This is a genomic window from Butyricimonas sp. Marseille-P2440, from assembly GCF_900091675.1.
Lineage (GTDB): Bacteria > Bacteroidota > Bacteroidia > Bacteroidales > Marinifilaceae > Butyricimonas > Butyricimonas synergistica.
On the sequence record NZ_LT594610.1, the window covers coordinates 2,116,945 to 2,142,763 of the forward strand.

At 44.7% G+C, this 25,819-nt stretch carries 24 protein-coding genes and 1 tRNA gene; 7 read left to right on the forward strand and 18 right to left on the reverse strand.

The window, feature by feature from the left end; all coding sequences use genetic code 11:
- Window positions 1–33 precede the first annotated feature (33 nt).
- Window positions 34–115 (forward strand) — tRNA-Tyr (locus BN8899_RS19970).
- 278 nt (window positions 116–393) lie between these two features.
- Here BN8899_RS19970 and BN8899_RS19975 read toward each other — a convergent pair.
- Window positions 394–1,020, reverse strand: coding sequence for a nitroreductase family protein (locus BN8899_RS19975; RefSeq protein ID WP_018339106.1), 627 nt, complete (start codon window positions 1,018–1,020; stop codon window positions 394–396).
- A gap of 119 nt (window positions 1,021–1,139) precedes the next feature.
- Between BN8899_RS19975 and BN8899_RS19980 the strand changes: the two genes are divergently transcribed.
- Entirely contained in the window at window positions 1,140–1,991 is an 852-nt protein-coding gene (locus BN8899_RS19980; RefSeq protein WP_065220653.1) for an AraC family transcriptional regulator, read from the forward strand.
- 13 nt (window positions 1,992–2,004) lie between these two features.
- Here the strand turns inward: BN8899_RS19980 and BN8899_RS19985 are convergent, their stop codons facing one another.
- Both BN8899_RS19985 and BN8899_RS19990 read right to left on the reverse strand, forming a co-directional pair.
- On the reverse strand, window positions 2,005–3,024 hold the full coding sequence (locus BN8899_RS19985) for an AI-2E family transporter (RefSeq protein WP_065220654.1): 1,020 nt from the start codon (window positions 3,022–3,024) through the stop codon (window positions 2,005–2,007).
- Window positions 3,025–3,133: 109 nt separating this feature from the next.
- Entirely contained in the window at window positions 3,134–3,802 is a 669-nt protein-coding gene (locus tag BN8899_RS19990; protein ID WP_040372004.1) for a Crp/Fnr family transcriptional regulator, read from the reverse strand.
- Window positions 3,803–4,022: 220 nt separating this feature from the next.
- Here BN8899_RS19990 and hcp point away from each other — a divergent pair, with 220 nt between their 5' ends.
- A complete protein-coding gene (hcp, locus tag BN8899_RS19995) occupies window positions 4,023–5,666 on the forward strand; it encodes a hydroxylamine reductase (RefSeq protein WP_065220831.1) in 1,644 nt (547 codons plus the stop codon).
- A 210-nt stretch (window positions 5,667–5,876) separates the two neighbouring features.
- Here the strand turns inward: hcp and BN8899_RS20000 are convergent, their stop codons facing one another.
- Window positions 5,877–6,662, reverse strand: a complete 786-nt coding sequence (locus tag BN8899_RS20000) for a C40 family peptidase (RefSeq protein ID WP_065220655.1) — start codon at window positions 6,660–6,662, stop codon at window positions 5,877–5,879.
- A 138-nt stretch (window positions 6,663–6,800) separates the two neighbouring features.
- Between BN8899_RS20000 and BN8899_RS20005 the strand changes: the two genes are divergently transcribed.
- Both BN8899_RS20005 and rlmD read left to right on the forward strand, forming a co-directional pair.
- Window positions 6,801–7,484 carry an SIR2 family NAD-dependent protein deacylase gene (locus BN8899_RS20005; protein ID WP_018339113.1) on the forward strand — a complete coding sequence of 228 codons (684 nt, stop codon included), beginning with the start codon at window positions 6,801–6,803 and terminating at the stop codon, window positions 7,482–7,484.
- A gap of 16 nt (window positions 7,485–7,500) precedes the next feature.
- Complete coding sequence (gene rlmD, locus BN8899_RS20010; protein ID WP_065220656.1) at window positions 7,501–8,901, forward strand: 23S rRNA (uracil(1939)-C(5))-methyltransferase RlmD; 1,401 nt, start codon at window positions 7,501–7,503, stop codon at window positions 8,899–8,901.
- Here rlmD and BN8899_RS21005 read toward each other — a convergent pair.
- Complete coding sequence (locus BN8899_RS21005; RefSeq protein ID WP_187376997.1) at window positions 8,865–9,122, reverse strand: hypothetical protein; 258 nt, start codon at window positions 9,120–9,122, stop codon at window positions 8,865–8,867. The two genes, rlmD and BN8899_RS21005, sit on opposite strands and share 37 nt — an antisense overlap.
- Window positions 9,123–9,241: 119 nt before the next feature.
- Here BN8899_RS21005 and BN8899_RS20890 point away from each other — a divergent pair, with 119 nt between their 5' ends.
- Window positions 9,242–9,511 carry a hypothetical protein gene (locus tag BN8899_RS20890; RefSeq protein ID WP_369800431.1) on the forward strand — a complete coding sequence of 90 codons (270 nt, stop codon included), beginning with the start codon at window positions 9,242–9,244 and terminating at the stop codon, window positions 9,509–9,511.
- Window positions 9,512–9,633: 122 nt separating this feature from the next.
- Here the strand turns inward: BN8899_RS20890 and BN8899_RS20020 are convergent, their stop codons facing one another.
- The 9 genes from BN8899_RS20020 to BN8899_RS20060 form a co-directional block, all read right to left on the reverse strand.
- Window positions 9,634–10,077 (reverse strand): LytR/AlgR family response regulator transcription factor, encoded by a 444-nt coding sequence (locus tag BN8899_RS20020; RefSeq protein WP_065220657.1) that lies wholly within the window; start codon window positions 10,075–10,077, stop codon window positions 9,634–9,636.
- Between the two features lie 95 nt (window positions 10,078–10,172).
- On the reverse strand, window positions 10,173–11,087 hold the full coding sequence (locus BN8899_RS20025; protein ID WP_065220658.1) for a S1 family peptidase: 915 nt from the start codon (window positions 11,085–11,087) through the stop codon (window positions 10,173–10,175).
- A 40-nt stretch (window positions 11,088–11,127) separates the two neighbouring features.
- Window positions 11,128–12,288 carry a TlpA disulfide reductase family protein gene (locus BN8899_RS20030; RefSeq protein ID WP_065220659.1) on the reverse strand — a complete coding sequence of 387 codons (1,161 nt, stop codon included), beginning with the start codon at window positions 12,286–12,288 and terminating at the stop codon, window positions 11,128–11,130.
- Between the two features lie 5 nt (window positions 12,289–12,293).
- Complete coding sequence (locus tag BN8899_RS20035) at window positions 12,294–12,806, reverse strand: TlpA family protein disulfide reductase (protein ID WP_065220660.1); 513 nt, start codon at window positions 12,804–12,806, stop codon at window positions 12,294–12,296.
- 155 nt (window positions 12,807–12,961) lie between these two features.
- Window positions 12,962–14,050 (reverse strand): thioredoxin family protein, encoded by a 1,089-nt coding sequence (locus tag BN8899_RS20040; protein WP_065220661.1) that lies wholly within the window; start codon window positions 14,048–14,050, stop codon window positions 12,962–12,964.
- Between the two features lie 170 nt (window positions 14,051–14,220).
- Window positions 14,221–14,790: a DUF4843 domain-containing protein gene (locus tag BN8899_RS20045; RefSeq protein ID WP_065220662.1), complete on the reverse strand. Its 570-nt coding sequence runs from the start codon at window positions 14,788–14,790 to the stop codon at window positions 14,221–14,223.
- 8 nt (window positions 14,791–14,798) lie between these two features.
- Window positions 14,799–16,277, reverse strand: a complete 1,479-nt coding sequence (locus BN8899_RS20050) for a RagB/SusD family nutrient uptake outer membrane protein (protein ID WP_081619496.1) — start codon at window positions 16,275–16,277, stop codon at window positions 14,799–14,801.
- 10 nt (window positions 16,278–16,287) lie between these two features.
- Window positions 16,288–19,647, reverse strand: coding sequence for a SusC/RagA family TonB-linked outer membrane protein (locus BN8899_RS20055; RefSeq protein ID WP_187376973.1), 3,360 nt, complete (start codon window positions 19,645–19,647; stop codon window positions 16,288–16,290).
- A gap of 105 nt (window positions 19,648–19,752) precedes the next feature.
- Window positions 19,753–20,922: a FecR family protein gene (locus BN8899_RS20060; protein ID WP_065220664.1), complete on the reverse strand. Its 1,170-nt coding sequence runs from the start codon at window positions 20,920–20,922 to the stop codon at window positions 19,753–19,755.
- Window positions 20,923–21,062: 140 nt separating this feature from the next.
- Here BN8899_RS20060 and BN8899_RS20065 point away from each other — a divergent pair, with 140 nt between their 5' ends.
- On the forward strand, window positions 21,063–21,959 hold the full coding sequence (locus BN8899_RS20065; protein WP_065220665.1) for a bile acid:sodium symporter family protein: 897 nt from the start codon (window positions 21,063–21,065) through the stop codon (window positions 21,957–21,959).
- A gap of 5 nt (window positions 21,960–21,964) precedes the next feature.
- On the opposite strand, the gene BN8899_RS20070 is transcribed toward BN8899_RS20065, so the two are convergent.
- The 4 genes from BN8899_RS20070 to BN8899_RS20085 are packed head-to-tail and all read right to left on the reverse strand — an operon-like array spanning window position 21,965 to window position 25,745.
- The gene (locus tag BN8899_RS20070; protein ID WP_065220666.1) at window positions 21,965–22,516 is read right to left on the reverse strand and encodes an RNA polymerase sigma factor; all 552 of its coding nucleotides are present in this window, start codon (window positions 22,514–22,516) and stop codon (window positions 21,965–21,967) included.
- 22 nt (window positions 22,517–22,538) lie between these two features.
- Entirely contained in the window at window positions 22,539–24,119 is a 1,581-nt protein-coding gene (locus tag BN8899_RS20075; protein WP_065220667.1) for a lytic transglycosylase domain-containing protein, read from the reverse strand.
- Window positions 24,120–24,129: 10 nt separating this feature from the next.
- Window positions 24,130–24,843, reverse strand: coding sequence for a DUF5683 domain-containing protein (locus BN8899_RS20080; RefSeq protein WP_231932446.1), 714 nt, complete (start codon window positions 24,841–24,843; stop codon window positions 24,130–24,132).
- A gap of 8 nt (window positions 24,844–24,851) precedes the next feature.
- Complete coding sequence (locus BN8899_RS20085) at window positions 24,852–25,745, reverse strand: ParB/RepB/Spo0J family partition protein (protein WP_018339128.1); 894 nt, start codon at window positions 25,743–25,745, stop codon at window positions 24,852–24,854.
- Between the last annotated feature and the right edge of the window lie 74 nt (window positions 25,746–25,819).

Below are 25,819 nucleotides of genomic sequence, written 5' to 3' on the forward strand. Positions count from 1 at the left end.
ATATTTGCAGTCGCAAATCATTCTTGGAACAAAGGGGAGATACCAAAGTGGCCAACTGGGGCTGACTGTAACTCAGCTGACATCGTCTTCGTAGGTTCGAATCCTGCTCTCCCCACGAGTAAAAAAACACCTCGGGTGAGGTGTTTTTTCCTATCTAACTAGGAACTAATACTATAGCAAACAGTTATCACATTCTATACACGCTCGAATTAGAGTCTTATCAAATTCGTCCCCGAAGGACTTTGAAAGGAGTTTGTAAGGAGTTTGAAAGGACTTTGTACCGGAACTACACCGGAAATTCAACGGGATTACACCGTGATTTCCTGGAAAAAAACACCTGGAGTTTCGGAAGTCAAAACGGCGACAAACAGCTGCAAAAGAAGCTCACGCACGTTACCAGACGTTCGTGTGTATCCGCTCCTCGACGTCGATTTCTTTTTGTTTGGGCAGAAAGGCGTTTTTCGCAGGATAACCCATCGTAAGCAGACAGGTGAACTCGTAGTCTTCTGGGGCGCCGACAATCTTCTTGATTTTTTCTACTTCGTCGGCAACAGGAATATGGAACACGGTCCCCAATCCTTCGGCAGTGGCGGCGAGCAGCATATTCTCCAACGAGCACCATGCCGAAGCAAAGTAGTTGAGCGAGCTTTGCTCTTTAGGTTGTAGCAGCGGACTTTGTTTCTGGCGGAAGAAAGGCAGGATCAGCACTCCGCTCTGCACCAGCATACGCTGTTGCTTGGGCAGGGCATCGGCAAACATATCCATCTTGTCCTTGTCGCCTGATTCGTCCACTTCATGCACCAGTTTCGTGAATGCCGCCATATTTTTGGCAAGCGGTTCAATTACTTTAGCAATGTTTTCACGTCCGCGCACCACGATGAACTCAAGCTGGCGCAGATGGTCGTTTGTCGGGGCTTTAAATGCCGCACCGATTACTCTTTTAAGGATTTCATCACTTACTTCACGGTCGGAATAGTCGCGATACGTGCGGCGTTTCTCCAATACTTCGTACAATTCCATAATGATATTATTTTGGTTTTACATATTGTTTTCGAGTGCAAAATTAGATATTCATGTTGTCTGCCATTTGTATTATTGTATCAAAAACTTGTTGCATATTTGCATCAAAATTTTGTTTCATGGAAGATACAGCCATACCATACAAGCTGCCTGAAGTGGAGAATCATTCGTTTTTCTTCATCGACCAGCGGGTGGAGCCGAGCCTCGAAGCCAAGCTCCATCGGCATGACGCATGGGAGTTATATTATGTTGTTCATGGACGAGGTAACCGGGTGGCAGGAGATACTTTACAACCTTTTGAAGCAGGAAATGTGGTACTGATACCACCTTCAATGCTTCACCGTTGGGAATATGAACCGAAGTCAATAGACGAGGACGGTCGCGTGCGTTATCTGATGGTGGCTTTCAGCCATTCGTTCGTTGAACGGTGTATGGAAGTGTTCCCGGAATTAAGGAACAGATTGGCTGGAGTAACATTCCCGACAGACGCGATGAAATACGGAACTGAAAGTTCACGGATTATCCGTAAAGCTTTGTTGGAAATAAATGAGATGAATGAGCTTGAACGATTGTGTGCAATGTTCCGCCTTCTACCTGTTGTATTTACCTCGTCAGACTGTACGTTTGCGGGGAGACCTATGCGTATCGAGAAAGACGCACGGCGTATGCAGCAGATTTCGGCGTACGTTATGAAGCACTACGTTCATTCCATCACGCTGGATGATATAGCAGCAGAAGTTGGGATGAATCGTTCTGCATTCTGTTCTTATTTTAAGCGGTGTAAGGGAATGACATTTTCTCAGTTCGTCACACGGTATCGATTGAACACCGCTTGTGAGTTATTGAAACACTCTCAAAAGAGCGTGTCGGAAATCTGTTATTTGGTCGGATTCAACGACCTCCCTCATTTCGTAAGAGTGTTTACAAGTTCTATCGGGATGCCACCATCAAAATATAGAAAATCGTTTTAATCGAATTAATCTATTATTGATACTTCCGATCTTCTCCCAAATATTCTTCCTTGAATATGTTCACGCAGAACGCAAAAATAGCCAACAACAAAGGTCCGAAAATCACTCCCATGAACCCGAATAAGGAAAGCCCGATAATCACGCCGAAAATCGTGATCAGGGGATGCGTGTCCGCCATCTTTTTCTGCAACATGAACCGTACAAGGTTATCGACATTGGCTATCACGATGACCGCGTAAACAGCCAAGCCGATGGCTGCCCCCCAATGCCCGGTCATCCCCATGTACAATGCCAGGGGAGCCCATACCAGAGCGGTCCCCACGATCGGGATGACCGTGGCAAAGCAGGAAAGGAATCCCCAAAGCAACGGGCTCGGGACACCGAAAATGAAGTACCCGATCATTGCCACCACGCCTTGAATCAATGCCAGTAACGGTATGCCAATGGCGTTCGACTTCACGATCATATTGAACTCGTGCAATATACTCTGTTTATTCCGCTTGTTAAATGGCAAAATATCGCTCACGTATTCCTCCATCTTGGTTCCCCCGATCAACATGAAATAGAGCACGAAAAGAAGCACCACCACGTTGATGGCAAAACTACTGATGCTTCCCATTAACATCTGCCCGATCTTGGGCAGCATCGAAAGCAAGGAATCCACGTTCGACTTGCTCATCACGTCATACCCGATACGCTGCTCGATAAGGTCTGCCACGTGTTCCGCGGGAGCTATCATGCTGTGCGGATCGAGGTTGATTTCCTGCAACTTACTCACGAACAGCCAAACGACCAAAGACAAGGGTACCAGAAAACAAAGAATCGTTTCCACCAGCAACAAAGCAGCCATCAGGCTCGGGCGCATCCGTTTCTTCACGGTCAGGTACAGCATCTGGTTGCGCAACAGGATATAAATAGTCATCGCACCTAATATCCCGCTGATAAAAGGCAGGCTTTTGAAAAATATAATCGTTCCCAGCAACAGGATGATTATTACTAGGGAATATCTCCAATATTGTTCTTTCAAACTCATTTTTTATTTATTTACAGTTAAATCATCATAAAGAAGAAGCCATCTCCTTCTACCCCATCTTTAACGAAATAAAGAATAAAAATGTTATATTTAAACCACCGGAATATAATCACATTATAGCCCGCCGCAAAGCCTGCCAATCAAGTATCGTGATCTCCCGCCGGTTCACGGTAATCAGCCCCTCGTCCGCCAGCTCGTACAGAACCTTAGCCAACGCCGGACGAGTGACCCCGAAGTATTCAGCCAGCTCTTGTTGCGACTTATCCAACATCACTTTTTCTTTTCCCGAAGAAGCCAATTCCAATATATAATGGATCAATTTGCCACGTATCGTCTTGAAGGAAAGGAATTGCAACCGCCCCGTCAGGAAAGTGGTACGATTGGAGTTCACGGCAAGGAAGTTTCGCATAAAGACCTCGCTATGTCCCAATTGCCGGAATACAGACTCTTTCGTGGCGATAAAGACCTCGGTTGCCTCTGCCACGGTAGCCGTCACCGGAAAATGATTGTCCTCGGCAAAAAGAAACGCGGGAGCGAGTGCCCGAGGTGCCCGAATCGTTTCAATACGCAACATGGCACCCGAATCATCGGTCATCTCCGCCTTGATTTCTCCTTCCAGCAGGATATACAGGAAACGACAAGGCTCCCCTTGCCGGAAGACGATCTCGTCACGGGCATACGTTCTGACCGTGTAGTCAAAACCTTCCAGAAAACGTTCCCGTTCTCCCTCGGGAATGCCAATACATAACGGACAATCGAAAAAACGAGCTATTGCCATACGTGTAAACTTTTGATACTCTCGCAAATATACCATTTTATCCTTGACTATACATTTTTTCCCCTTTCTTTTTTAACCTTTACACGAGTTGTCCGTATAAATTATTGAATATTAAACTCAGTTTGTAATTTATATTACAATTATTGTTTTCACGCACCCTTACATTCGCACCAAACAATTGAAAAGAAAAATTCATTTAACACACTAGACTATGGAAAAAATGTTTTGTTACCAATGCCAAGAAACCGCTAAAGGTACGGGATGTACGGTACGCGGCGTATGCGGAAAGACTCCCGACGTGGCTAATTTACAAGATTTACTTTTATTCGTCTTGAAAGGAATCGCCCACTACCGGGTACAACTACGGGCTTTGGATGCCGTAGACCACACTGCCGACCGTTTTATCCTCGACGGACTTTTTATGACCATCACGAATGCCAATTTCGACAAGCAACGTTTTATCGAGAAGATCAAAGCGGCTCTCGACCTGCGGGAACAATTGAAACAAACTTTCCTGGCAAAAGGCGGAAAAATCGAAAGCATCACCTTTGAAGGCGCACGCTGGACAGCCTCCACCCCGGAAGAGATGGAAGCCAAGGCGGGATGCGTCGGGGTGTTATCTACCGAAAACGAGGACATCCGCTCCCTGCGCGAGTTGCTCACCTACGGAATGAAAGGAATGGCGGCATACACGGAACACGCCCATAATCTCGGTCACGAGAATCCCGGCATATATGAATTTATCGACCGGGGATTGGTTGCCACCACAATTCCGCTTTCTGCCGACCAACTGGTGCAACTAGTGCTGGAATGCGGCAAAAACGGGGTCGATGCCATGGCATTGTTGGACAAGGCAAACACAGACACTTACGGGAACCCGGAAATCACCAAGGTTGACATCGGCGTCCGGAAGAACCCAGGCATCCTGATCAGCGGACATGACCTGCGTGACCTGTACGAATTACTGGAACAAACCGAAGGAACGGGAGTCGACGTGTACACGCATAGCGAGATGCTCCCCGCACACTATTATCCCGCTTTCAAGAAATATAAACATTTCGCCGGAAATTACGGCAATTCATGGTGGCGCCAAGTGTACGAGTTCCAGCATTTCAACGGTCCCATGCTATTCACCACGAACTGTATCGTACCGCCGCACCCGGACGCTAATTACAAAGACAGGGTATACACCACCGGATCTGCCGGCTTCCCCGGATTCAAGCACATCGAGAGAAAGCCGGGACAACCGAAAGATTTCAGCGAAATCATAGAACACGCCAAGAAATGCCCGCCACCGGAAGAAATAGAGAACGGTAGCATTATCGGGGGATTTGCCCACAATCAAGTATTCGCGTTGGCAGACAAAGTGGTGGAAGCCGTTAAATCGGGAGCTATCCGTAAATTCTTCGTCATGGCAGGATGCGACGGTAGAATGAAAAGCCGGGAATATTATACTGAATTCGCACAAAAACTACCGAAAGACACGGTGATCCTCACCGCCGGATGTGCTAAATACCGTTACAATAAACTTCCTCTCGGGGATATTAACGGTATTCCGCGGGTACTGGACGCCGGACAATGCAACGATAGTTACTCGCTCGCCGTTATCGCCCTCAAGCTGAAAGAAATATTCGGGCTGGAGGATGTGAACCAGTTGCCTATTGTCTACAACATTGCCTGGTACGAGCAAAAAGCCGTCATCGTGCTGCTTGCCTTGCTTTATCTCGGCGTGAAAAACATCCACCTGGGACCAACTCTCCCCGGATTTCTTTCCCCGAACGTGGCAAAAGTGCTGGTCGACAAATTCGGCATCGCCGGTATCACTACCGCGGATGATGATTTGAAATTTTTCCTGGAAAACTAAGAATGAGTTTACCCGAGGGTGTGTTTTGAACACACCCTCGAGTCTATAAAGTCTTTAAAGTCCATAAAGTCGTAAGGTCAAAATACTACAAACACATAGATAATCATATTGATATTCAATATTTTGTATAATATTTGACTTTATGAACTTTCAGAACCGAAGGTTCGACTTTATGGACTTTATGAACTAGGAGGTGTGACACACCTCCTCTTATATCATCTGTTTCAGAATCTTCAACGTATGCGTGTATCTTTTCATTTCCTCGTTGAAGATACCGTGATGGTCGATTTTATCTATTCTTACCCGTCCCGAGGCATGAATAATTCTTCCTTGCTCCCACAGGATACCGACGTGAGTGATACAACCGGAAGCATCCCCGAAGAAGGCTAAATCGCCGGGTTGGGCTTCCTCCAAAAATGACAATATCTGCCCTCCGTTCACTTGTTTTTCCACGTCCCGGGGAATAGAGATTCCCGCGAGGCGATATACCATCTGCACGAAACCGGAACAATCAACCCCTTTAGGCGTTCGCCCTCCCCAAAGATAAGGTGCGTTATAATACATCAACGCGTATTGTATCAATAACTCCCGCAAACTCTCGATGCCGACCTCCCGCAAGGCTCCCAAAACCACGTATTCCTCGTCACCCAGAAACATCTTCTTGGCGTAAGCATCATAAAACGGAAGCACGCTTCCGGCAACAATCAGGCGGTTCTCCCAATCTCCCTGTTTCACGACTAAATTGAAAACCTCACCCATGATTAATTGGTCAGACGCCCGGTAGTTTTCCACGTATGCCTCATCCACCTCCCGAAAAACCTTCTTCTCTACCCATCCCCTGCTATCATCATGCAGTAAGCGGATATAGAGCCACTTCTCGTCTATTTCCAACACCTCGTACACCTCACCAAACAGCACCTGGGAAACCATCTCGCTTCGCTCCGACCGTTCCCGCCGCATGGGGGTAATACTCAAATCCGCTATACCAAAACTCATAATAATGTAAAAGCCATTTTCATTTCAATCCCGCAAAAATAGGGCAAAGTTTTGAAATATCATAACGGAACACCTTTCACGAGTAAGATTTTTTACATAACTTGCTCTCGCATTCAAGGAATAAAACTTTATTTGATTATGAAGAAGTTAGTCGTTTTAACAGGAGCAGGCATGAGTGCCGAAAGCGGAATCCGTACTTTCAGAGATAGTGACGGGCTATGGGAAGAATACAACGTCATGGATGTCTGTACCCCCGAAGCATGGGAACGTGACCCGGAATTAGTCAACCGTTTCTACAATGAACGCCGGAAACAACTCTACGACGCGAAACCGAATGCCGGACATTACGGGCTTGCCGACCTTGAAAAAGATTACGACGTACAAATCATAACACAAAATATCGACGATCTTCACGAGCGGGGCGGAAGCACCAAGGTGCTGCACTTGCATGGAGAACTGAAAAAAGTAAGAAGCAGCCGGAATCCGAATTTGATCTACGACCTCGACGGCTGGGAATTAAAACTCGGCACCAAGGCAGAAGACGGTTCCATCCTGCGCCCCCACATCGTTTGGTTCGGGGAATCGGTTCCCAATATCGAACCGGCTATTGACCTGGTTCGGGAAGCCGATATACTGGTCATCATTGGCACCTCTCTTGCCGTGTACCCCGCGGCAAGCCTGTTACACTACGCCCCCGCCGGATGCCGTATCTTGTTGATCGATCCCAAAATACCGGAAGGCGTCAGAAACAGTAAAATCGAATTCATCGAGAAAGGTGCCTCCGAAGGAGTCAAGATTCTGAAAGAAAAACTTAAATTATAAATCCAAAATTGGAAATATGCGTGGTAAAAAGCCCCTACTGGAAAACGTTGAAATCAAAAAAATAGCAGCCGAAGGAAAATCCATCGCTTACGTGGACGAGAAAGTATTGTTCGTTCCTAATACCGTCCCCGGCGACATCGTGGACGTGCAAGTCACCCGAAAACGCAAGAGTTTTCTGGAAGGCTACATCGTTAATTTTCGGAAATACTCCGACATCCGCACCAAGCCTTTTTGCGCTCATTTCGGCGTGTGCGGTGGTTGCAAATGGCAAAATTTGCCTTATCAACTTCAAACCGAATTCAAGCAACAGGAAGTCATCGACAACCTGGAAAGAATAGGCAAAGTCGAATTGCAAAACATTGCCCCCATCATCGGTTCGCCCAAAACCACTTATTACCGGAACAAATTGGAATTTACCTTTTGTAACAAACGCTTCCTCACCCGCGAGGAAATAGCGGAAGGGAATGACCTCAATCGTACCCCGGCAGTCGGATTCCACGTGCCGGGACTTTTCGACAAGGTGATTGATATTGACACGTGCTACCTTCAGGCAGAACCGTCAAACGCCATCCGTAACTTTATCAGGGAATACGCTCTCAAGCGAAGCTTGAACTTTTATGACATCCGGGAGCAATCCGGCTTCCTGCGCACCTTGATCATTCGCACTTCATCCACCGGAGAGGTAATGGTCATCGTTACTTTCGGCAAAGAAAACCGGGAAGCGAGGGAAGCCCTGCTTCACGCTCTTGCGGAACAATTCCCGGAAATCACGTCCCTGATGTACGTGGTCAACGAGAAAATGAACGATACCATTACCGATCAAGAAGTAGTATGCTTCCACGGTCAAGATCACATATTCGAGCAGATGGAAGACCTAAGATTCAAAATAGGTCCGAAGTCCTTCTATCAGACCAACTCGGAGCAAGCCTACAACCTGTACGCCAAGACAAGAGAACTTGCCGGACTTACCGGGAAAGAAGTCGTGTACGACTTGTACACGGGTACAGGAACCATTGCCAACTTCGTCGCCCGCAACGCCAAAAAAGTCATTGGCATCGAATACGTACCGGAAGCCATCGAGGACGCCAAAGTAAATTCCGCCCTTAACGGTATCGAGAACACGTTATTCTACGCCGGAGATATGAAAGATGTCTTGAACGAAGAATTTATCGCTCGACACGGTCGCCCGGATGTCATCATCACAGATCCACCCCGTGCCGGTATGCACAAAGACGTCGTGGACACCATCCTGAAGGCAGCCCCGGAACGTATCGTGTACGTGAGTTGCAACTCCGCCACGCAAGCCCGGGACTTGAATCTCATGGATGCCGACTACAAAGTCATGGCTGTCCAAGCGGTCGATATGTTTCCCCACACGCATCACGTGGAAAACATCGTTCTGTTGCAACGCAGGTGAAAGAGTTTCAACCGGATCTCGTAGCGGTCAGAGCGACGACGGGAAGGAATGGAGCCACTCCACGGGTAGACGATTTCGATAACATTTGTGCCGCACTTATCCCATGAGATGCCGTGCAGCCGATGGGTAAATGTTGTATTGGAGTTGTTGCTCGTCCTCTCCCTTTTCTCGACCTGTTCACGGCTTGTCCTCCTTAAGAACGCCTCGCACACCCGAAGCATTGCGAGTAATAATAGTCTGTCATATCACCCAATTCGTATCCGGGTTGTGGCAGATTCATCCATTTGGAGAAGGCAATACCCGAACTACAGCAGTGTTTACCATCCAATATTTACGTTCGATGGGATTCGATGTTGAGAACGACCTTTTTGCCAATCATTCTTGGTATTTCCGTGATGCTTTAGTTAGAGCCAATTATCAAAACATACAGAAAGGTATCAAAAGAGAGTCTATGTATTTGGAACAATTCTTTCGCAACCTATTGATAGGAGAAAACAATGAGTTGAAGAATCGTTTTATGATAGTCAATGCGCCCGAAAACATGGTCACCTCCACCCCGACAAGTACCCCGACAAGTACCCCGACAAGCCTCGCCAGAAATATCTGTTAACTATTAAAGGATTGGCAGTGTATAACTCTAACAATCTGAAATAATAATAAACAAGAACAATTCATATATACGCACATTAAACCTGCACCGGGAAGTTGTTTCCCTGGACGGGTTATTTATGTTTATTTGTTGTTTTCAAGAGAGCGGGCTTTATGCAATCCTTTCACTTTGCCGAGGAACCGGAAACGGGAGTGGAAGTCGTCGCGGTAAGCGGAACTTACCATAAAATCCTGCTTGCCAATGTAGATCGTGTTGCCGATCACCCGGTCCACGAGGTCCAGGCAGACGGCATAACCGCGGTGTACCCGAGCGAATCGCTCGGGAGGAAGTGCCGCCAACACTTCTTTCAACGGGTGTATCACGATGATTTTGGTACCATCTTTGAGATGAATGTAACAATAAGCCCGATCCGCCTGCAACCAGGCGATACTCGAGAACAAGACCAAGCGGTACGAGCCATTACTCCAAACGAAAATACGATCGTTCATCAAACGATCACTTACCACAGCGGCAGGTTCTGCCGGGAGGCTATTTTCTATCTCTATGTTATTTTGTTTCTGTGTCATAATCTTTTAATATTATGCCCCAGGAAACAAGCCTCCCGGCAAGTAGTCAATGATACACCACATTCCCCAAAGTGGGTATCAAAAAGCATGAATTATCAACCTTCGATCAACCGACGAAACGCACTCACCGGAACCGTCAACTTCACGTTCATCTGCAAATAATAAGGAGGTTGATGCGAATAATATATCGCACGTATACAAGACACCATCGCCACCATATTCCCCCGGTCATCCATGATCGGCCCACCACTTGATCCCTTGGCAAAATCAGCCGTCATTTCCATCCGATTAGCAAAAGGATCTTCGGGATTCAACGTGACCGTCCGAGAGACTATTCCTCGCGTGTAAGTGTACGGGTATCCCTCTGGATTACTCAACAAATGCACGTCTGACCCTATCGGCAAATCTCGCCCTACAGGCATCGGAACCAACACATCTCCACGGGTATCTATCCTAAAAAAAGCCATGTCCGCCGCCCGGTTAAAACTCAAAACTTCCATAATTGGATACACCCGGCCATTTTCCGCGGCTACAAACATAACACTATCCCGCGGATTCAACTTCACTCCCGCATCTAACAATTCCCCAAACACGTGGTAATTCGTCACACAAATTCCATTCTCAGACAACACGACAGCCGTAGCCCAATCCGTGACCATTTCCGACCCTGCCATAGCCCGTAAATATTTATTCACCGTCAACACACTTTCACGCCTCCGCTCAATAATTTCTTCCGGTAGCAGTTTACGTCTTTCCTCTCTCCGAAGTTTAACATTTACCGGAGCACTCTCTTTCACCTCCAACACCTGTTTCTTCAACTCGTTTATTCCTTTAAATAAGGACATCACGTTCCCCCGTTTTAATGAATCAAGCAAAACCGCCTCCCGACGAGTATAATCGCGATAAACAACACCCCCTTCCTGTTGTGCCCGACAGGTTGTACCGATCAAACTCCCCAACAATACGACACATAATAATCTACAATAATATCCCATAACTCTATTATTCATCCGTATGACATTACAAAACATCTCTCGTTTTCCTTACCCCCTACCTTGGTTCAAAAACTTGCTCTAATACCTTTTCTAACTTTTCACCTCTCAAATCCACCGCCAAAATTTTTCCTTCCGGATCCATCAAGAAATTACTGGGGATTGCGCTCACCCCGTATAACTTTGCCACATCAACGCAACCGCTCCCTAAACCGGACAATTGTATCCAAGGCAAAGCATCTTGTCCGACAGCATTTTGCCATGATTTCCTGGAAGAATCCAAGGAATACCCTATCACCATAAAACCTTTCTCTTTAAAACGTTCGTACACTTTCAACACATTTACATTCTCCCGACGACAAGGCCCGCACCATGATGCCCAGAAATCCAATAACACATAATGTCCTCGAAAAGAACTTAACGCAACTTTTTCACCCGCAAGATTCTCTGCCGTAAAATCGGGAGCCAGATTACCCGGCTCGACGGATAAAGTTGCGGACAACAATTCCTTGTATTTCTTTCCCGGGATCGAATTTTTCACCCCTTCACTCAATGATTCAAATAAAGGAAGAATCGTTGACTTTTTCCGGGCTATATTGTAACTCCTTGCCAACCAATCCAACGACACGAAAGAGCCCGGGTGACTATCAAAATACCTTTTCTCGACCTCAAACTTTTTCTTCCTTACAACTACATTTTCCCCGTTCAAATCATCTAACGCCTTCCCGTCCCTATCCCGGTAAGCCTTCCCAAATCTCTCGCGATAGCCATCCAACCAATCACGATAAAAGCGAATGCTATCCGTGTAAACCCGGAAGTCATCATTCGAGGGTGTCCCGCTCACCACTGCCCCTCTCAACGTCTTATTTGCGACAACCCGTATATCTCCTTTTTCAAGAAACACGAATATCGCGTCGTCCGTGTAATCCACGCCTTCCTCAAAGGCTTCCGGCTGTCGTTGATTTCCCCGCATCACTCGCATCAGTGCCCGTTGAGGATAAGCGACACGTCCTTTCATCATGAATTTTCCCCCCTCGTAAACAGCGGAATCCACCCGAGCGCTATCATTTTCGCCTTTATAAAACAAGTAAAGCTTATTCCCGGGATCAGTTTCCGACATCGTGACCGTTAACGAAAATTCTCCTTCCCTCGCGAACCGATTACAACCGCACAAGAGCAAGCCACAAATCACCAATACAAATATCTTATTAAAAATCATATATTTTACAATCCTTTCAATTTACTCAATATTTTCTCAAATTTTACATCCGAAGGTTTCGGCAAATTCAAATCTACCACCCGCCCTTTCTTATCCAACAATATCAAACGGGGAATCGCCACAACTTGAAACGCTTTCATGAAATCGCCATTCCCCGCCCACCATTGTTTGACAAGTTTCGTCTGCAAGAAACCAAGTTCATTTTGCCATCTCCTTTCCGATTGGTCACAGGATACACTCACGAATACAATATCCTTTCCCTCGTATTTTTTCTCCAACTTCTTCAAATTCGGGAATTCCCGCTTGCATGGATAACACCACGAAGACCACACGTCCACGACCACATACTTCCCTTTGAACTGTTCCAAAGTCACCTCTCGCCCCTCCACATCCTTAAAAACAAAGGCAGGGCACCGATCACCTTTTTTCAAAACCTTTGTATCGTCCTCCTCCTGGCTCCATCCCCCGAAAGGGAGCAACAACCCTACTCCAAGTATTAATAACAATCTCTTTAACATACTACATCTCTTATCATTAGAATTTCAAATTCCGATTTGGAATCACACAGCTTGCGGTCTCGATTATTTTCAACCATCGTCACGTTCCCTTCCCTCGCGATAAATTAGAGGAGCCCACGAACTTACATTTCATGGACTCCACGAAACTCATAAAACTATAAATTCGGAATCATGGCATTGGCAAAATTCACCAACCCGTCCTTCAATACTACATTCTTTACCCGCTTAGACAAATCTCTCGACATTTTATCCAATTCCTTCTTGTGCGCATCACTCCATTTCCCCTTCAACGTCAATATCGGGTGAAAATACAGATACGCCAACTTCTCGTCAGACATCGAGGTAAACAATTTTTTACACACGGATAAAGCCTGTCCGGCATCCTTCGTGATCATAGCTTTCGCCAAAGTCACGTAATCCGACAAATCCTCCCGTCCCGGCAAGTTACACGCCTCCAACCGTTGTTTAAGCTTCTCCACATCAGCCAATGAGGCATTTTTATTCCGCCCGCGAAGAATATCTTCCAATTGCGTTTCCAACAATGCGGCCAACTTGGCATTCACGGTTTTTTCTCCCACTCCTTTCCGGAAATTATCCGCATGATCCAACAAATAATTCACGTTCTCCGAACCGATCGGCGAAATATTAACATCCTCGTAAATAAACCAATAGGTACCAAAAGACTTTTGACTATCATTCATTGTTTTCAACAACTCGCTTGAAACTGCCCGAGCTTTGTCAAATTGCTCCGTAGCCTGCAACGCCTTCAAATACGACAACACGAAGCGGGTCATTCGATGACCGTTAGCGTATAACGAATCCATCTTCACCGTCGAAATATCTCCCAAAGCTAATTTCACCTTGTAAACGAACTCCTCGCCCGTCGTGGTCATTCCGACAAGCGGCTGAATCAAAGTCCCATCCGCTTTTAACAACAAAAATGTAGGATAAGCCTCCACGCCATACTTTTTCGCGATTTCAGGACCTTCGCCTTTTTCCATGTCATATTTCACACACACGAATCGCTCGTTCAAGAAATCTCCCACTTCCTTCAACGGCAATATTTTTGAAGCCATCATTTTACACGGACCACACCACGAGGTGTAACAATCTACCAGCACCATTTTACCCTCACCTTTTGCTTTCTCCAAAGCTCCGGCTAAATCCAATTCTTGAAAATTCGTCTGGGCAAACAAGAACGACATTAAAAACATACAGAAAAATAACAATACTAACTTTTTCATATCACCATTTTTTTATCATAATACACTTTACCAAGACCCATATATCACACCTTATGGATCTCAGATATTTATAAACTTTATTAAAGAATTTCTTGTTTCAAAAACATCCCTTACAAGGGAGTTCTATTCAAGTTTCAGGGTTAGTAAAATTAACCCTGAAACTTTCTATCTTACCAACTCCATTGAGTAAACGTCAATTTCGCTCTATAAAAACGAGGATCTAAAATTTTCAATTCATCCGTAGGCACAATCTCAAAATGCAAGCAATATTGCATCGAGAACTTAGAACTTCCAACAAAAGCTTCCGGATCCCGCATCATAATCACCGGAACATCCACATAAGAAACAGCAGGAGGAATCACGTAATATTTCTGCATCTCAGGATCGTCAAACGCTATATAATTCACTCCCGGAACAGCCACTTTTACTCCTCCCATGTAATACGAAGAAGAATCTATTGCCGAAAGCGTACTCTGCTTCAATGAAAAACTACGTTCTTTATCACTTAGGTTTCCCATCACCAGAATCCTAAACCATAATGTATCTCTCGGGCTTGAATTTGACAAGGAACCCGACTGAACGGAACTTCCTCCCGGGTACGGATCCGCATCGTAAGGCCCAACCTGGTCATAATAGAAATTAATTCCATCCGGTCCCGTGTAAATAGAAGGCACCACTTCTTCCGTGCAAGCACTCCACAAGCACACGCTGCACAATATCGTAATCCATGCGTTTTTCATCTCATTCACTATTTTTCTGTTATAAATTCAGCTTCCGGTATAGGTACAATATATTGTTCCTCGGTACAATCCGTTATTGCCCCCACCATACGTCTCACGTTATTCCGTTTATACATCCCAAAATTCTGCCCTTCTCCCACGTATTCACGTACGCTTTCCAAAATCACCCGATCTTGTCTGTCATTCTCTGTCAGAGGTATATAAGAAATATTTCGGGCAGCACAATACTCCTCGTAAACCGCATTGGCTTCCTCCAGCGTACCACATTCCATGATAATAAAATACATCTCGGGCAAACGTACTATCGGCGAATTCATCTTGGCCCCGGAAGTCGTACTACTGGAAAAGTCGCTATATTTCCCGATTGTAATGGAAAGGACCCTATACTCCGGCAACATATTTCCCTCGTCATCATACCATGATCCCGCTCCGGTTCGCCAAAAATGCTGATAACGCAAATCATCCTTATAATCCGCACCATACAGAACTTCACCAAATTCAGGAACATTAGAAAGCGAAAGCCTCCGGTAACTCCAAGATGACTCATCAAAATAGAACTTGTCACACTTTACCCCGCATATATGCTCCGTGTAATGTGTTTTATCCGTCGTATAATAATTTGTCACGTCATCCGACGGTGTTGTCAAACGAAAATGATTCTGCATCGTACCATAATTATCATAACTCGCATCCTTTACCAACTTGGCATACCGTAATGCTTTCGTCTTATCCCCCCTCCACAAAGCAGCACGGGCTTGTAATCCCAACACGCCATAATAATTCAAACGGCTTTTACGATAAGGCCACTCTGCACTCGTGTACTCCGTATTTGAAAATGATGTAGTCAAAACCGGCTCGTATTGCGCTAACAAAAATTCCGCACTATCCAAATCCGCCTGTACATAATCCATAAATTGATCAAAAGTATGATACTCATAGTTTTCATTACTATTCACACGCACGTAAGGCAAATAAGTTTTTGCCGGATCGGTCTTCGATGGAACCGGACCATACACGCGCAATAAATCAAGATGAGCACAGGCTCTCAAAGCAAAAGCCTCCCCTCGCACGATAGCGTACACTTCCGAGGTAATATCATCCCGATTTTTCACCATTTCATTAATCAACGAATTTAAATTAGCAATAAGATTATAAGATTGCATAAACGCTGACTTGTTTACGTTTTCCTGGCTATCCGTCTGTCCATACGTGTGGTTGGACCACAAATAACCATCTGTTCCCGATGCAAAAGAATAAGTATTTGCCATCTCCTCGACAATTCCCCCTCCCACCATAGCACTTGTCGGTCCATAAATATATTGGGCTATATAATAGGCTCCATTCAAACCTTGTTGTACGCCATCATCCGTTGCGAATAAGGTTTCGGCAGTCATGGAAGTTTCCGGTTGTATTGTCAACCAATCCGTGCAGGCCTCACACATCAATACGCCCCACACTCCTAATATATACATAATTTTTCTCTTCATAGTTCAAAATTTAGAATGTACAAGAAATAGAGAAATTCGGATTTCTAGAGAACGGATAATCAGTACCTCTCTCGCGTTTTATTGTTGAAAAATAGAATATATCCGATAAACTTGTTGAAACAGCAATACTTTCCACCCCTATTCTTTTTAACCATTTTTGGGGGAAAGAGTAATCAATATTGATATTATTACAGCTAAACACGTTATCCTTATGTACAAACGCATCGCAAGTGAACGTACTTATATCACTGAAATCTCCGTACTGGCTTTTATAACGTGCCTGGTCACCTGGTTTACTCCAGCCGTACTTCAATAAGCGTCGATCCAAATTCGAGGAAATAAATATGTTTTCTCCTTTATTCAGTTCTGTCATATTAATTTGTTTTCCTCCCCATTTCACACCAAAACCAACCGTGATTCGCAAACCACTCCAGGCAAATGAAGTGCTGATATTTCCATTCAACTTAGGCTGACGGTTTCCCAGGTACACCAAATCATCGGCCGTTTGCTCCAACGTGGTGGTCACGCCATCTTTCTTCAAAAATATACGCTGTCCGGAAGTAGGATCAACTCCCACGGTACGCAAGCCGTAAATCGCATCCAAGGATTTCCCTTCCTGATATTTCACCAGATCAGCTGCCGTAGACATACTACGTTGATGAGACGCAATTAATGTTTTGAATCCTTCCGACAATTTTACCACGGTATTCCTATTATTACTAAATCTCGCGTTCACATACCAATTTAATTTCTTCGCTTCATTCCTGTAAAGATTACAACTGACACCCCACTCCAATCCTTCGTTACGTATCTTTCCAATGTTTCCTTTTATCGCATCAAAACCGTGTGAAATGGCAAGATACATATCCGTCAACGTATTATTTGTCAATTTATTATAATAATTAAAGTCGAAAGAAATACGCTCGCCAAAAAGCTTCAACTCACCCCCGACATTATGTTGAAGAGTATTCTGTTGTTTCAAATCAGGATTGGCAAACGAACTTAAAGTCCAACAAAGCCCACCCAGATAAGTGTATGAAGAATTTCTATTGAATACTTCCATGGATACGGAAGGTTCAACAAACATATTTCCGGAAATCCCGACCGAATAACGTAACCGAAAATGACTGATAAAAGGAAGATTATCCTTCATAAAAGATTCATTACTAATCAACCAACCGGTCCCGAAAGAATAATAAGGAGAGAAACGGCTATTCGCACCGAACGAAGATCCCCCGTTATACGTGAAAGAAGCATCCACAAAGTAACGTTGATCATAATAATAATTAGCCGCAACACTTAATGATGCCCTGCGTGATTTACTCTTATCTCCCGAAGCACCTCCAGTCGTAGGATATCCCATTGACATTCCCGGATGACTCACGTTAGAAGCGATAAAACCTTTAGCCGTCCAATGAACACTTTCGGATACCGATTCTGATAATTCCCCATTGGCTCCTAAAGTTACCATGTGTTTGTCATTAAATACCTTTGCATAATCCAATCTCAAACTCAATTGCCAATCAGACATATCTTGATCACCACGGGCAAAAGATCCTTTTTGTTCCACTTCAGTTATAGATGCAAAATTTTTATGATTAGGGGGATAATAGGTATCCATTCTTGTACTCTTACGGGTTAAACCTAAGCTAAGCATAGAACTAAATCCTTCCATGATATCAAAACGCACCTGAGTACTGCTTCTCACGTTAAAATATTTCGATTTATTCCATACTCCCACTTCTTTATCATATACTGGATTATCAATACCACCATACGTTGATTTTGGATGATAAAAATAATCAATAGGCTTACCGTCTTCATCATAGGGTTTCCAATAACGATTCATTGCCGCATAGGAAGAAAATTCTCCATAAGGAGAGTCCTGATTATTATTTATACCTATGGATAAACCTTGAGAAATATTCCATTTATTTTTACGGTACCCCAAGGATATCGTGCCATTAAAATTTTTACGGTCGGATTCTTTCATTACTCCTTTCGTATCCTGGTATGATAAATCAAGCGAGTATCTCCAAGCCTCTTGGCTTCCCATAAAACTCAATATATGAGTTTGCCCCACACCAGTACGAGTCGGCACCTTCAACCAATCATAATTTATCCCGTCAGCAATCGCATTTTCAATCTCGTCATACGCATCTTGCACGGATTGTCCATTAGGTAAATACGAATTCAAGTTATCCCACACGCCATAAACTTTTTCCATCTCGAACTTTTCCTTGGCTGTCATCAGATTATCATAGGTTCCCAAATCCGGTAATTGAATGTTAACCCGCCCTTCATACCTCACGGTTAATGCCCCGGCATTAAGCCGTGTTGTAGTAATCACCACGACACCATTCGCCCCGCGTGCACCATAAAGAGAGGTCGCACTTGCATCTTTCAATATCGTGATACTTTCAATTTCATTCTCGTTCATATCCATCACACGCTCCAACTCGACCTCGAAACCATCCATAATAAATAAGGGCTGATTATATTCCGGGCGAGATTTTTGATTTTGAAGATCCGTTAAATCCAACATTGTCGAAGCTCCTCGCAATTGAATCTCCGGCATCACGTTCGGATTCGAACCGGCCTCATTATTTTGAATAATCCGAAAACTCGGATCAATATTCGCCAATGTCTGAAGCACATTTCGAGAATAATTTACCTTTAAGTCCTCTTTAGTAACCACAGACACCGCCCCCGTAAAGCTCTCTTTCGGCTTATTGAAAATTCCTGTCACAACGACCTCTTCCACCTGCTGCAAATCCTCCTCCAACACGATCTTCAACGTGTCCGTTTTTTCCGTGAAATCTATCTGTTTCTTTTTATATCCCACGAAAGAAAATTCCAATTTTCCACTCTTCATGGGCAGCTCGATAGCAAACCATCCTTTCGTGTTAGTTGAGGTTCCTAACGGAATCCCAACCACTTTCACGGTCACTCCCGGAAGAGGTTGTTTCTGGGTGTCATACACAAACCCTTTCACCCGCACGCTTTTTTGTACCGATTCCACGTTATCCTTCCGAGGCACGATCAAAATGACTTCCCCTTGCGCGATAGCAACCAGACGAGTTCCCTGCAAGGCGGTTTCCACTGCCTTGATCACTTGAACGTTTTCCAAATTCAAGGAGACTTGCTTGTTCGCCTTTTCCAGCTCTTCCCGTTTGTAACTGACCGAATTTCCACTCAAACGATTGATTTCCTTCATCGCGTCAAGGAGAGTTACCTTGTCCAATTTCAACGAAATTAATTTACCACTCTGCTGCCCGAATAGCAAGGGCGAGGTAAGCATCATCCAAATCAGCATACTGATCACCGATAATCGCCTACACGAAGCAGAAAACATCTTCGGATGTTTCATTTCATGATTTTTTTGCATAGATTTGTAAAATATTAGTTTTATAATTTCTTGGTTTCCCAAGAGGTTAAATGACCGGGGCATCTTCCACATGCCGCCGGTTATTTTTTAGTATATATACACTGTCGTTCCCACGATCTCGAAACGAGGTCCTCCCAATAAGGTCAACGTACTCAACACGCTTCCCAAATCCTCGTTCCGGTTAATCTTACCCGTGAAGGTATGCCTAACGTTTCGGTCGCCTTTCCACTCGTAAGTCACGTTATACCAGCGAGCCAGCATCCGCATCACGCTCTCCAGTTCATCATCGTCCAGCATGATGATTCCATCCCGCCAAAGCGACTGTATATCCATGTTTACCTTCTTCACTCCAATATTATCGGAACCGATTTCCCAGTTTGCTTGCATCCCCGGCAGCAACACCTCTTTCAACGGGGTATCATTCACAGATACCTCTACCCGCCCGGTAAATAAGGTCGTTCGTATAGCGGGTTCGTCTGCGTACGCCAAGATATTAAAAGAAGTCCCAAGAACACGAGTCTGCATCTCTCTAGCGTTCACGATAAACGGTCGCAGCGAATCGGGGGTCACGTCAAAGAAAGCCTCTCCCTTCAAATAAACGTTCCTATTCCCTTCTGCAAACTTTGCCGGATACCGCAATTCCGATTCGGAATTCAAAAATACCTTTGTCCCGTCACTTAACACCAACGAATAAATCCCCCCCCGGGGTACAACAATCGTGTTGTATTCAACACCTGTTTCTTGTACCTCGTCTTTCATTTCATAGACGACTTGCCCCATCTGAATATTAATATTCGAGGAAGCCGTGGTCACTAACGTATCACGCTCCTGCAAGGCAATTTTCCTGCCATCATCCAAAAGCAATAACGCCCGCATTTTCCCCGGTTCTATCACCGCCATCCGCACAACATTCTTGTCCTCTTTCATTTGTTTTAAACCGAACCACAATCCCAAAGACAGTAACAAAGCCACCCCGGCAACATAAGCCGACCACCTTCTCCATCCGATTGATTTCTTTTCTCTCGTGAGTCGATCCAATCGCTGCCACTGATCTCCCGGATCTGATAATCTAATGATCTCCCGGAACTCGGCAAGGCTTTGTCCACCCACAACCTGCCGGAACAATTCCTGATGTTCCCCGGATTCTTCCAACCATTTCCGCAAACGTAGTTCTTCTTCTTTACTTAATTCATTATATTTCAATGACTTCTTCGCCACGATGTCCGCAATCTCTATTTTATCCCTTACATTATCCATTGTGCTCCTTTATAAATTACATACTATAATTGCGCAACTCAAAAAAACGGGTGAATAGAATGCGATTTTTTTTTTACAATCTCTATCCGGATTTAGTAATTTCACGACGATTTTCAATAGATTAAAATGATAAAATAGATATGTCTAAATTACGCAGTTATGTACTCCCGCTTGCCATCGCACTCGGGCTATTATTACACAGTTGGTGCGGATGGTTGGCATGGATTGTTCCGTATCTCATTTTCACGATCCTGCTTCTGAACTTCGTGGCTGTCGATTTACGCAAGTTACATATATCCTCTATGAATCTGTGGATCATGCTATTTCAGATTGTAATAAGCATAGGAGGCTATTACATGATAAAATTATGGTTTACAGATGAAACAATAGCACAAGGAATTTTGATAGGAGTTTTATGTCCCGTGGCTTCATCCGTTGTTGTCATTGCCAGTATGCTGGGAGCCAACAGGGAAACAACCACAGCCTACACGATCGTGGGAAATCTCATGGTAGCCATCATCGCTCCCGTGTATTTTTCTTTCATCGGCGTACATCAAGATATATCCTTTGGGGATTCCTTTTTGTTGATTCTCGGAAAAATCAGCCTCGTGATCGCCCTACCGTTCTTCGTCGCACTCGTATTACAGGTTTTCACGCCTAAAGCCAACTATTTCCTCAATCACTATAAAGGTATTTCATTTTACCTTTGGGCAATATGCTTGCTGCTCACATTAGGACAAACCATTAACTTTATATTTATACACGGTAAAGGGAATGAACACACGATTCTAGCTTTAGGCATCTCATCCGTCATCGTCTGCACGATTCATTTCGCAACAGGCAAATGGCTCGGAAGCAAATACGGTGATCGCGTCGCCGGAGGACAATTGTTAGGGCAGAAAAACACCGCCATGGGCATCTGGATGGCAAACACGTACTTGAATCCCCTGGCTTCCGTGTTCCTTGCTTTTTACTCCATCTGGCAAAACCTTTTTAATAGCTGGCAATTATGGAATCAAGACAGGAAACATGTTTAAGAAAATCACCCCACGGACAAAAAGAACAAAACCATCCTCAAATGCTTCAATTTTACCCTCAAAGCTTGATAGCCTACTTTTTTCAATGTCTTCACCGTATTGGGAGAAATCTGCATCTCTTCTGCAATCTTCTCCACGGTCATTTCCTGCATACTCAACTCAATGACCCGACGGGTCTGCGTGGGAAGTTCCCGAATAGCCTGTTGCACCTGTCCACATATTTCGGCTGAAATCAAGATGTTATCCTCTGTCGTACTTTCCTCCCACTCGATACTTTCCAAGATGCGTTTCCGGTTAGCAGTATCACGAATAAGTGCCAATACCTTGTTTTTAACAACCGTGTATAAATAAGTCTTTACCGCTAACAAGTTATTGAAATTACTCCGATTACCCCAAAACAAGACAAAGGTATCCTGAATAATATCCTCGGCTTGTTCCTTATCATGTAATATCTTGTACACGTAATAAAACATCCGCTGATACAGCTCCTCGTGCAACTTTTTAAAAGCAACCCGGTCACCTTTTGCAACTCGTTCTATGTGTGAGTTATCAAGCATTTATGAATCTCACTTCCTCTCGTTAAATCTTTATCTTTAACTTCTGTCCCGGCTTCAAGTTCTTCGCCGTCTTGTCAGAAAGACCATTCCATTTCATAATATCCCGGTTAGAAACTCCCGGGTATTTTTGGGCTATTGACCACAAATTATCCCCCCGTCTGATCGTGTAATAGAAAAATTCACCTTCAGCTAACGACTCGGCTTCCACCTCGGCATTCGCCGCCACCCCGGCATATTTAGCGTTAATCTTGGACTGGTAATATGCCACTTTATCTTTGGGCACGTACACCGTTAATTTCTGCCCGATATTAATACGATCTTTCGTCATCCCGTTCCAATATTTCAAATCGGACAGGCGCACGTTGAACTTCGTCGCAATTCTCCCGATCACGTCCCCGCTCTTCACCGTGTATATCAGTTTCGCCTTATTGCTCGGAGCCGCATGAGCGTGAGCGTATTTTTTGAAACGAACTTTCGGGTCGGCAGTGCGGTCACTGTCATTAAAATAAGAATTCCGGTTATAAGCGAATATCGTATCCTGCTTGTCGATGAAATCCCCCACGTGATTATAAGGCATCCGCAAAGCGTAACACTTCCCGAACCCGGCAGGCACAATGTCCGAACGGTATTGCGGATTCAAATCCCGTATCTGCTCAACCGAAACATCCATCAGCTTGGCAATCTGTTCGAAATGCAAGGCATCCGAAATCATGATCGTGTCACACATCGTCGGCAACTCGTTTTCCAGCGGGTATATATTATGTTCCTTATGATAATTAAAAGTGTACATCGCCGCGATAAAAGCCGGCACGTACCCACGGGTTTCTTTCGGCAGGTGGAAATAAATATCCCAGTAATTCTTCTTGCTTCCGGAACGGCGGATGGCTTTATTCACGTTCCCCGGTCCGCAATTGTACGCGGCAATCACCAGAATCCAGTCCTCGTATATCTTGTACAAATCCTTCAAAAAACAAACTGCAGCCTCGGTAGACTTCACCGGATCACGGCGCTCGTCAAGAAAAGAATTAATTTCCAGCTTGTACATTTTTCCCGTCCCATACATAAATTGCCAAAGCCCGCAAGCTCCCGCCCGGGAAAAAGCTCTCGGGTTCAAGGCACTTTCAATCACGGGCAAGTATTTCAACTCGTGAGGCAAACCTTCCCGGTCTAAAACCTCCTCGAACATGGGGAAATAATAAGAACTCAACCCCAGCATCGCCCCCACCTGGGCACGACGCCGCACGGTGTAAAGTTCAATATAATTGCGTACAATATCATTGTACGATAGTTTGATAGCCGAATTTAAGGCATCCAAACGATTCAGATAAACCGAATCGGGTACTGCCGGACCGCTATCATATTCCATGAGATAAACGGAATCCACGTAATTACCTTCCTGTAAACGATTCACGTACCATTTACTATACAAATCATCCAATCGTTCAACGATCGCTCCCGGGATAGAATCCACGAGTAAAGCCGGCTCCGGTAAATTCAACCGTGATGGCGGCTCAAGCCGCACTTTCAGCGAATCGCGATCACTTTCGCCGAATACCGTGTTACAACATAAAATAGCACATAACCATACAAATAAACAACGCATGTTTTTCCCTTTAAAAATTAAAAGTTAGTGTTAATCCCACTGTTCCCCCGCTGACAGGAGAGAATCCGGTAGAAGGTCGGACATTCAAAGATATATCATCATTTATCTCGAAATCGTAGAAATGCGCGAACACCGTGGCGTCAATAATCTGAAGCACGTATATTCCTCCCGAAACAATGTACAACAAATCCCGATTTCGTTTATAATTATCCTTTTTAGTCTTCAACTGTTCCTGCAAACGCTTCCGCTGGCTCGAATTGAAATTACTCGCGTTCCTGCCGGGCATCATCAATTTATCCCAGCTGGGATTCTCCGGGTAAGGCATATCCGGATTCTCTTCCAGCTTATTTATGTAATCCGTGTAATCCACGAAAGCGGTCCGGTACTTTTTAAAATACTTCATATTCCAGGACAAACCGTACACCGTAGCCCCGATACCGGCATACAAAATCGGCACCTTCCACCACTGCCCGTTATATACCTGTGCTGACCCCGGAAGTACCATCGCCATGATAGTAGCCTTTTTGGGTGAATGCGGCCCACGGTCTTTCTTTATCGAGGCTTTCAATGCCTCTTCCTTTCCCTCGAATAATAAAGAATCCGTGTCCACGATCGTGTCCCGTGAAGTCACGGGGAACTCCATGCGGCATTCCGATGCTTTCATTCCCGTACCTATCAACAAAACCGGGATGATCAAAATTATTTTCTTTAAAATCCTTCTCACCGTAAATTCTATTTCTTGTCCATCTTATCCAGTAACTCCACAATACGTTCCAGTTCGCTGTCGGACTTAAAAGATATAACAATTTTTCCCCGCCCTTTTTCGTTACGTTTCAAATCCACTTTCGTGTCAAAATAACGTGCCAAATGGGATTGCAATTCTATATAATCACCAATAGGTTCCCGTTTCTTCTCTGCTTTTTTCTCTTTCGTCTCTTCCGGCTGCATCAATTCCCGAACAATTTCCTCCACCTTGCGAACAGAGAAATCATACTTCAGTATCTGCTCGAAAATCATATTCTGCGTATCCGGATCTTCTATATTAATAATAGCTCGGGCATGCCCCATGCTGATCTCACGATTTTTGATCGCCAGCTGGATAGGAGCCGGGAGCCTCAATAAACGCAAGTAATTGGAAATCGTCGTTCTCTTTTTACCCACGCGTTCACTTAGAGCATCTTGAGTTAAATTGCACTCGTCGATCAAACGCTGGTACGAGATAGCGATCTCGATGGCATTCAAATCCTCACGCTGAATATTCTCGATCAATGCCAATTCCAGCATCGACTCCTCCTCCACCTTCCGAATATACGCTGGGATCGTTTCCAATCCCGCTAATTTAGACGCCCGGAAACGGCGTTCCCCGGCAACAATTTCATATTTTCCTCCCTCAACTTCTCTTACGGTGATCGGTTGCACGATACCGATAGATTTTATCGAAGCGGCAAGCTCCTGCAACGCCTCTTCATCAAAAATAGTTCTCGGCTGGTTCGGGTTTGGACGAATATCACTCAATTTCAGTTCCTCCTGCAAAGCGGAAGAAGTTCCCCCTCTTGGTTTCACTTCCTCTGCCGCATCCTGCAACAACGCACTTAACCCCTTACCTAATGCACTCTTTTTCGCCATAATCTTAATATAATTTCAGATTTTAGATTTATGATTTCAGATTCATTCAGCATCTCGCGTATCCAATCATAAAT